This is a genomic window from Shinella agrisoli (genome assembly GCF_046557955.1).
GTDB lineage: Bacteria > Pseudomonadota > Alphaproteobacteria > Rhizobiales > Rhizobiaceae > Shinella.
In genome coordinates, this window is the sequence record NZ_JBJIEP010000023.1 from 83,690 (window position 1) to 90,874 (window position 7,185).

Below are 7,185 nucleotides of genomic sequence, written 5' to 3' on the forward strand. Positions count from 1 at the left end.
CGATCAGTTCCGCTGCCGCCACCAGGCGATCTGCTTCCTGACCTCCGACGGCGCGGTGCCGCCATAGCTCTTGCGGCTGGCGACCGAGGCCTCGACCGTCAGCACGGTGTAGACGTCGTCGTTGATCGCGGCGTGGATCGTCTGCAATTCGGCGAGCGGCAGCTCGGCAAGGTCGCAGCCCTTGCTTTCGGCGAGCGCCACGACGCGGCCGGTGACGTGGTGCGCATCGCGGAAGGGAAGTCCCGCCTCGCGCACCAGCCAGTCGGCAAGGTCCGTCGCCGTGGAGTAGCCGGAACCGGCCGCCGCCTTCATCCTGTCGGTGCGGATCGCCATGTCGCGCACCATGCCGGTCATCGCCGCGATGGCGAGCTCCAGGCTCTCGGCCGCGTCGAAGACCTGCTCCTTGTCCTCCTGCATGTCCTTGGAATAGGCGAGCGGCAGGCCCTTCATGACGGTGAGCAGCGCGATCAGCGAGCCGTTGATGCGGCCGGTCTTGGCGCGCACCAGCTCGGCCGCGTCGGGGTTCTTCTTCTGCGGCATGATGGAAGAGCCGGTGGAGAAGGCGTCCGACAGGCGGATGAAGCCGAACTGCGGCGTCGACCAGATGACGATTTCCTCCGCCAGGCGCGATAGGTGCGTCGCGGCGATGGCGGCGATCGACAGGAACTCCAGCGCGAAGTCGCGGTCCGAGACCGTGTCGATGGAATTGCGCGTCGGCTCGCGGAAGCCGAGGGTCTTTGCCGTCATGTGGCGGTCGATGGGATAGCCCGTGCCGGCGAGCGCGGCCGCGCCGATCGGGCTCTCGTCGAGATGCTCGATGGCATGGCGCACGCGCTGGCGGTCGCGGCCGAACATTTCCACATAGGCCATGCAATGGTGGCCGAAGGTCACCGGCTGCGCCGTCTGGAGATGGGTGAAGCCGGGCATGACGGTCTCGGCATGCTCTTCCGCCCGGTCGAGGAAGGCCGCGATCAGGCCCGTCAGCGCCTTTTCGGTCTTCTGCAGCTCCTCCTTGACCCAGAGGCGGAAGTCGAGCGCCACCTGGTCGTTGCGCGAGCGGGCGGTGTGCAGACGTCCGGCGGCAGGCCCGATGAGTGTCGCCAGCCGCGCCTCGACGTTCATGTGGATGTCTTCCAGCTTGCGCGAGAACTCGAACGCACCGCTTTCGATCTCTGACAGGATCGTGTCGAGACCGTGAACGATCTTGTCCTTATCGTCCGCCGAAATGATGCCCTGATGGGCGAGCATTTCGGCATGCGCCTTTGAGCCGCGGATGTCCTGGGCGTAAAGCTTCTTGTCGAAGCCGATGGAGGCATTTATCTCCTCCATGATCGCATCCGGCCCCGAGGCGAAACGGCCGCCCCACATCTGGTTCGAGGATTTCGTCTCGGAAGTGCCGTCAGCCATGGGTGCCCGTCCTGGAAAGTGTCCTGGAGAATGAAATGTCAGTGAAGAAGAAACTCGGCCTGCCCGCAGGAAAGCTGATCGCCATTGCCGGGCTTGCCGGACTTCTCGCCGGTGGTGCAGCGATATACGTGAAGGAAAGCCTGTCTGGCAATGGCGCGGTGGCATCGGCCGACCCCGCCGCCTGCGCGGCCGCCGCCGAAAGGGCTGCGGCGATCACCCCCTTCTCGAAGGGCCAGGTCGCCGCCATGCGCACGGTCGACGAGCACCGCCCGCTGCCCGACCTCGTCTTCAACGGGCCGGACGGCACGAGGAAGACGATCGCCGACTTTTCCGGCAAGACCCTGCTCGTCAATCTCTGGGCGACCTGGTGCGTGCCGTGCCGCGAGGAGATGCCGGCGCTCAACGCGCTGGAAAAGGAGCTCGGCAGCGACAAGTTCGAGGTCGTGGCGATCAACATCGACACCGGCGACGACGAGAAGCCGAAAGCCTTCCTCACGGAAACGGGTGTCGGCGACCTCGCCTATTACCGTGACGCCTCGATGGGCGTCTTCAACACGCTGAAGAAGGAAGGCCTCGCCTTCGGCCTGCCCGTCACGCTGCTGATGGACGACAAGGGCTGCCTGATCTCCGCCATGAACGGCCCCGCCGCCTGGGACAGCGAGGATGCCAAGGCCCTGATCAACGCCGCATTGACGACGCCGGCAAGCTGATCGCTTATGCGCCCGCGTAGACCCGCGGCCGGCGAATGGCGATGAAGCCTGCTTCGTCCTTGCGGTGCGGGAATTCCGGCGCCGTATCGAACTCGATCGCCTGGCCGCTGCCGGTCATTGCCAGCACGCGGCGCGAATCCGGCCGGTCGATGACGCGCACGATCCTCGCCGCGATGCCGTCTCCCTGCTCAAGCCAGGTGACGTCGGCCGGGCGGAAGAGGATCTGCCCGCGGCCGTCGGCAACGCCCGCCGCGTCGAAGGCCACGCCGTCGACATAGGCCCTGCCGCCGCGGATATCCGCATCGAGCCGGTTGGCGTCGCCCAGGAAGTTCATCACGAAGGCATTGGCCGGATTGCGGCAGACGGCCTCCGGCGTCCCCTCCTGCACGATCCGCCCCTTGTCGAGGATGACGACACGGTCGGCAAGGTCCAGCGCCTCCTCCTGGTCGTGCGTGACGAAGAGCGTCGTGATGCCGAGCTCGTCATGGATCCTGCGCAGCCAGCGGCGCAGGTCCCGCCGCACGTTCGCATCGAGCGCGCCGAAGGGCTCGTCGAGCAGCAGCACGCGCGGATCGACGGCAAGCGCCCGGGCGAGCGCCACCCGCTGGCGCTGGCCGCCGGAGATCTGGCCGGGAAAGCGGTCCTCGAGGCCGCCGAGCTGCACGAGATCGAGCAGCTCCCTGACGCGGGCCGCGATCGCATCCGGCGAGCGCTTCACCTTGGAGACCTTCATGCCGAAGGCGATGTTCTCGCCCACCGTCATGTGCGGAAAGAGCGCGTAGTGCTGGAAGACGAAGCCGACGCCGCGCTCGCGCACGGGGATGTCGGTGGCGTTCTCCTCGCCGAAATAGATCGCCCCGCCATCGGCATATTCGAGGCCGGCGACCATGCGCAGGATCGTCGTCTTGCCGGAGCCGGACGGCCCCAGCAGCGCGACCAGCTCGCCGCTTCCGATCTCCAGCGAGACGCCGTGCACGGCGCGAAAGGTCTCGAACGTCTTGACCACGTTGTCGAGGCGGATCTTCAAGGTTTCGACTCCACAGTGACGCTGTCGGCGCCCGCGAGCGCAGAGGGGCGCTGGACGCGGCCCGCGCCCTGCCGCTCCAGCGCCACCTTGGCGACGAGCGTGACGATGGCGAGGCACGCGAGGATGGATGCGGCGGCAAAGGCGCCAGCCGCGTTGTAGTCGTGATAGAGCAGCTCGATATGCAGCGGCAGCGTGTTCGTCTGGCCGCGGATATTGCCGGAGACGACCGAGACGGCGCCGAACTCGCCCATCACGCGCGAATTGCAGAGCACCACGCCGTAGAGCAGCGCCCATTTGATGTTCGGCAGCGTGACCGAGAAGAAGGTGCGCCAGCCGCTCGCCCCGAGCGACGTCGCCGCCTCCTCGAGGTCGCGCCCCTGCGCCTGCATCAGCGGGATCAGCTCGCGCGCCACGAAGGGCGCCGTCACGAACATGCTGGCGAGCACGATGCCCGGCAGCGCGAAGAGGATTTTTATCTCCGCCGATTGCAGCGCCGGGCCGAACAGGCCCTGCAGGCCGTAGACGAAGAGATAGGAGACACCCGCGACGATCGGCGAGACCGAGAAGGGCAGCTCGATGACGACGGTGAGCAGCCGCTTGCCGGGAAAATCGTGCTTCGTGATCGCCCAGGCCGCCGCAACGCCGAAGGCCGTGTTGACCGGCACCGCGATGAGCGCCGTTGCGACCGTCAGCATGATGGCATGGCGCGTATCCGGATCGGCGATCGTCCCGGCAAAATAGCCGATGCCGCGCGAGAAGGCCTCGAAGGCGATGACGACGAGCGGCGCGACGATCATGAGCGCGACGAGAACAAGAACGATCGTCAGGAGGATGCGCCGGAAGACCGGATTGTCGCCGACGCGCGGCGGCTTGCCCTTTCCATGATGCGCCATGGTCAGCCCCTCACGGTGTAGCGCAAGGCGCGGGCCTGCATCAGGTTGGTCACCGCCAGCATGACGAAGGCCGTCAGCAGCATGACGGAGGCGATGGCGGCGGAGGCCGGATAGTCGTATTCCTCCAGCCGGATGAAGGCGAGGAGAGCGGTGATCTCCGTCGAGAACGGCTGGTTGCCGGCGATGAAGATGATGGCGCCGAACTCGCCGAGGCTGCGCGCGAAGGAAAGCGAGACGCCCGCCAGCAGCGCCGGCATCAAAAGCGGCAGGATGACGCCGGTGAAGATCGAGAGGTCGCTGGCGCCCAGCGTCTGTCCCGCCTCCTCCAGCGCCGGGTCAAGCTCCTCCAGCACCGGCTGCACCGTGCGCACGATGAAGGGGATGCTGGTGAAGCTCATCGCGACGATGATGCCGAGCGGCGTATAGGCGACCTTGATCCCGAGCACCGAGAGCGGCCCGCCGAACCAGCCGTTCGTGGCGAACAGCGTGGTGAGCGCGATGCCGGCGACGGCCGTCGGCAGCGCGAAGGGAAGGTCGACGAGCGCATCGACGAGGCGGCGGCCGGGGAAACGGTAGCGCACCAGCACCCAGGCGAGCGACAGGCCGAAGAGAAGGTTGAAGGCCGTCGCGGCCAGCGCGCAGGCGACCGTCACCCGGTAGCTGGCAAGGGCACGGTCGGACGAGACGATGCGCCAGTAGTCTTCCGGCCCGAGGCTCGCCGCCTTGAAGACGAGCGCGGTCAGGGGCAGCACCACGATGATGGCCACATAGACGAGGGTTATGCCGAGCGCGAGCGGCAATCCGGGCAGTACACGCCGTCTCAAGCGCGTCTTCCTTTCTCATGACGACAACCGGCGGGCTCTATGCCCGCCGGTCGCCTGAAAGACAATGGCTTTTGCCGGATCAGCGGCTGCCGTAGATCTTGTCCAGCGTGCCGCCTTCGGAAAAGTGCTCTTCCGAGATCTTCTTCCAGCCGCCGAAGACGTCGTCGACGTTGACGAGGCGGACTTCCGGGAACTGGTCCTTGAACTCGGCCGCGACCTTCTCGTCATGGACGCGGTGGCCGAATTCGGCGGCGATCTTCTGGCCTTCCGGCGCATAGAGGAAATCGAGATAGGATTTTGCGAGGTCGCGGCTGCCCCTGGCGTCGGCCACCTTGTCGACGATGGCGACGGGGAATTCCGCAAGCAGCGAGACTGAGGGCACGACGCTCTCGAACTTGTCCTCGCCGTACTGCTTGGCGATCGACTTGGTCTCCGCCTCGAAGGTGATGATGACGTCGCCGATCTCGCGCTCGACGAAGGTCGTCGTCGCCGCACGCCCGCCCGTGTCGAAGACCGGAACGTTGTCGAAGATCTTGGTGACGAATTCCTCGACCTTCGCCGGATCGTTGTCGAAGGCTTCCTTGGCGTAGGCCGTGGCGGCGAGATAGGTATAGCGCGCATTGCCGGATGTCTTCGGGTTGGGGAAGACCACCTTCACGTCGTCGCGGGCGAGGTCGGACCAGTCCTTGATGTTCTTCGGGTTGCCGGCGCGCACCAGGAAGGAGGGGAAGGAGTAGAAGGGCGAAGCATTGTTCGGGAACTTCGACTGCCAGTTTTCCGCGACGAAGCCGTTCTTCACGAGGAAGTCGATGTCCGTCACCTGGTTGAAGGTCACCACGTCGGCTTCAAGGCCCTCGACGATGGCGCGCGCCTGCTTGGATGTGCCGCCGTGGGACTGGTCGATGGTGACGCCGGGGTGCCCCTTCACGAAGGCCTCGTTCTCGGCGGCGAAGAGTTCGCGCGCCACGTCGTAGGAGGCATTCAGCAGCTTGTCGGCCGCATGCGCGGAGAGCGGAGCGGCGAGGCCGAGGAGAGCCACGCCGAGAAGGAGCAAACGTTTCATCTGGAAACCCCATGCGAGAAGAATTGGGGCGACAATAGCGGCCGGCCGGCCCGCATCCGAGACACGAGCCTGTCGCGCCGCCGGCGACAGGCGAAACATTTTTCCCTGAAAGGAAGGCTTGGCGGAATCTCCGCCGCTCAGCGCGTCGGGACCGGAACCTCGCCGCGATAGTCGTAGAAGCCGCGGCCGGACTTGCGGCCGAGCCAGCCGGCCTCGACATACTTCACCAGCAGCGGGCATGGGCGGTACTTGGAATCGGCGAGCCCGTCATGCAGGACCTGCATGATCGACAGGCACGTGTCGAGGCCGATGAAGTCGGCAAGCTGCAGCGGCCCCATCGGGTGGTTCGCGCCGAGCTTCATCGCCGTGTCGATGGCTTCCACCGAGCCGACCCCTTCATAGAGCGTGTAGATCGCCTCGTTGATCATCGGCAGCAGGATGCGGTTGACGATGAAGGCGGGGAAGTCTTCGGCGACCGTGATCGTCTTGTCCAGGCGGCCGACGAATTCCTTGGCGGCGGTGAAGGTCTCCTCCTCGGTGGCGATGCCGCGCACCAGCTCGACCAGCTTCATGACCGGCACAGGGTTCATGAAATGGATGCCCATGAAGCGCTCCGGCCTGTCCGTGGCCGAGGCGAGACGCGTGATCGACAACGAGGACGTGTTGGTGGCGAGGATCGCTTCCGGCTTCAGCACGGAACAGACCTGGCCGTATATCTTGCGCTTGACGGTCTCGTCCTCGGTCGCCGCCTCGATCACGAGGTCGGCATCGGAAAGGTCGTTGATGTCGGTGGAGCCCTTGATCAGGGAAAGGGCCTTCTTGCGGTCGTCGTCGGTCATCTTGCCGGAGGAGACCTGACGGGCGAGATTGCCGTTGATCGTGGCAAGCCCCGCTTCGATGCGCTCGGCGGACAGGTCGTAGAGATGGACCTTGTATCCGGCAAGGGCTGCGACATGCGCGATGCCGCATCCCATCTGGCCTGCACCCACAATACCGACGTTCTTGATCATAGCGCCAATCGCCCCGTCATTTCAGTCCACGCCCTCGGCGCAGGCAAAAAAATACCGGGCCGGTCGAGCCGGCCCGGTGAAGTGATAAAGGGACACGACGCATTTTTCCAGTGAAATCATCGTCGCGAAAGCATGGGCAAGGCCCCTCAAAGCGCCTTTTCGAGCTCAGGCAGGGCGTCGAAGAGGTCTGCGACGAGGCCGTAGTCTGCGACCTGGAAGATCGGCGCCTCCTCGTCCTTGTTGATGGCGAC

General features: G+C 65.6%; 7 protein-coding genes and 1 pseudogene. 1 reads left to right on the forward strand and 7 read right to left on the reverse strand.

Annotated features, from left to right (window positions below):
* Positions 1-3: 3 nt before the first annotated feature.
* On the reverse strand, positions 4-1,407 hold the full coding sequence (gene argH / locus ACIIOY_RS21720) for an argininosuccinate lyase (protein WP_411036764.1): 1,404 nt from the start codon (positions 1,405-1,407) through the stop codon (positions 4-6).
* Between the two features lie 35 nt (positions 1,408-1,442).
* Between argH and tlpA the strand changes: the two genes are divergently transcribed.
* Positions 1,443-2,117: a thiol:disulfide interchange protein TlpA gene (tlpA, locus tag ACIIOY_RS21725; protein ID WP_411036765.1), complete on the forward strand. Its 675-nt coding sequence runs from the start codon at positions 1,443-1,445 to the stop codon at positions 2,115-2,117.
* Positions 2,118-2,121: 4 nt separating this feature from the next.
* Here the strand turns inward: tlpA and ACIIOY_RS21730 are convergent, their stop codons facing one another.
* The 6 genes and pseudogenes from ACIIOY_RS21730 to ACIIOY_RS21755 form a co-directional block, all read right to left on the reverse strand.
* Positions 2,122-3,144: a sulfate/molybdate ABC transporter ATP-binding protein gene (locus ACIIOY_RS21730; protein WP_411036766.1), complete on the reverse strand. Its 1,023-nt coding sequence runs from the start codon at positions 3,142-3,144 to the stop codon at positions 2,122-2,124.
* Positions 3,141-4,037 (reverse strand): sulfate ABC transporter permease subunit CysW, encoded by an 897-nt coding sequence (gene cysW / locus ACIIOY_RS21735; protein ID WP_411036767.1) that lies wholly within the window; start codon positions 4,035-4,037, stop codon positions 3,141-3,143. Before cysW ends, ACIIOY_RS21730 begins: the two co-directional genes overlap by 4 nt.
* 2 nt (positions 4,038-4,039) lie before the next feature.
* Positions 4,040-4,861, reverse strand: a complete 822-nt coding sequence (gene cysT / locus ACIIOY_RS21740; RefSeq protein WP_411036768.1) for a sulfate ABC transporter permease subunit CysT — start codon at positions 4,859-4,861, stop codon at positions 4,040-4,042.
* Between the two features lie 79 nt (positions 4,862-4,940).
* On the reverse strand, positions 4,941-5,924 hold the full coding sequence (locus tag ACIIOY_RS21745; RefSeq protein ID WP_411036769.1) for a sulfate ABC transporter substrate-binding protein: 984 nt from the start codon (positions 5,922-5,924) through the stop codon (positions 4,941-4,943).
* 137 nt (positions 5,925-6,061) lie between these two features.
* Entirely contained in the window at positions 6,062-6,934 is an 873-nt protein-coding gene (locus tag ACIIOY_RS21750) for a 3-hydroxybutyryl-CoA dehydrogenase (RefSeq protein ID WP_411036770.1), read from the reverse strand.
* A gap of 146 nt (positions 6,935-7,080) precedes the next feature.
* Positions 7,081-7,185: pseudogene (locus ACIIOY_RS21755) on the reverse strand (electron transfer flavoprotein subunit alpha/FixB family protein); the annotation flags it as partial.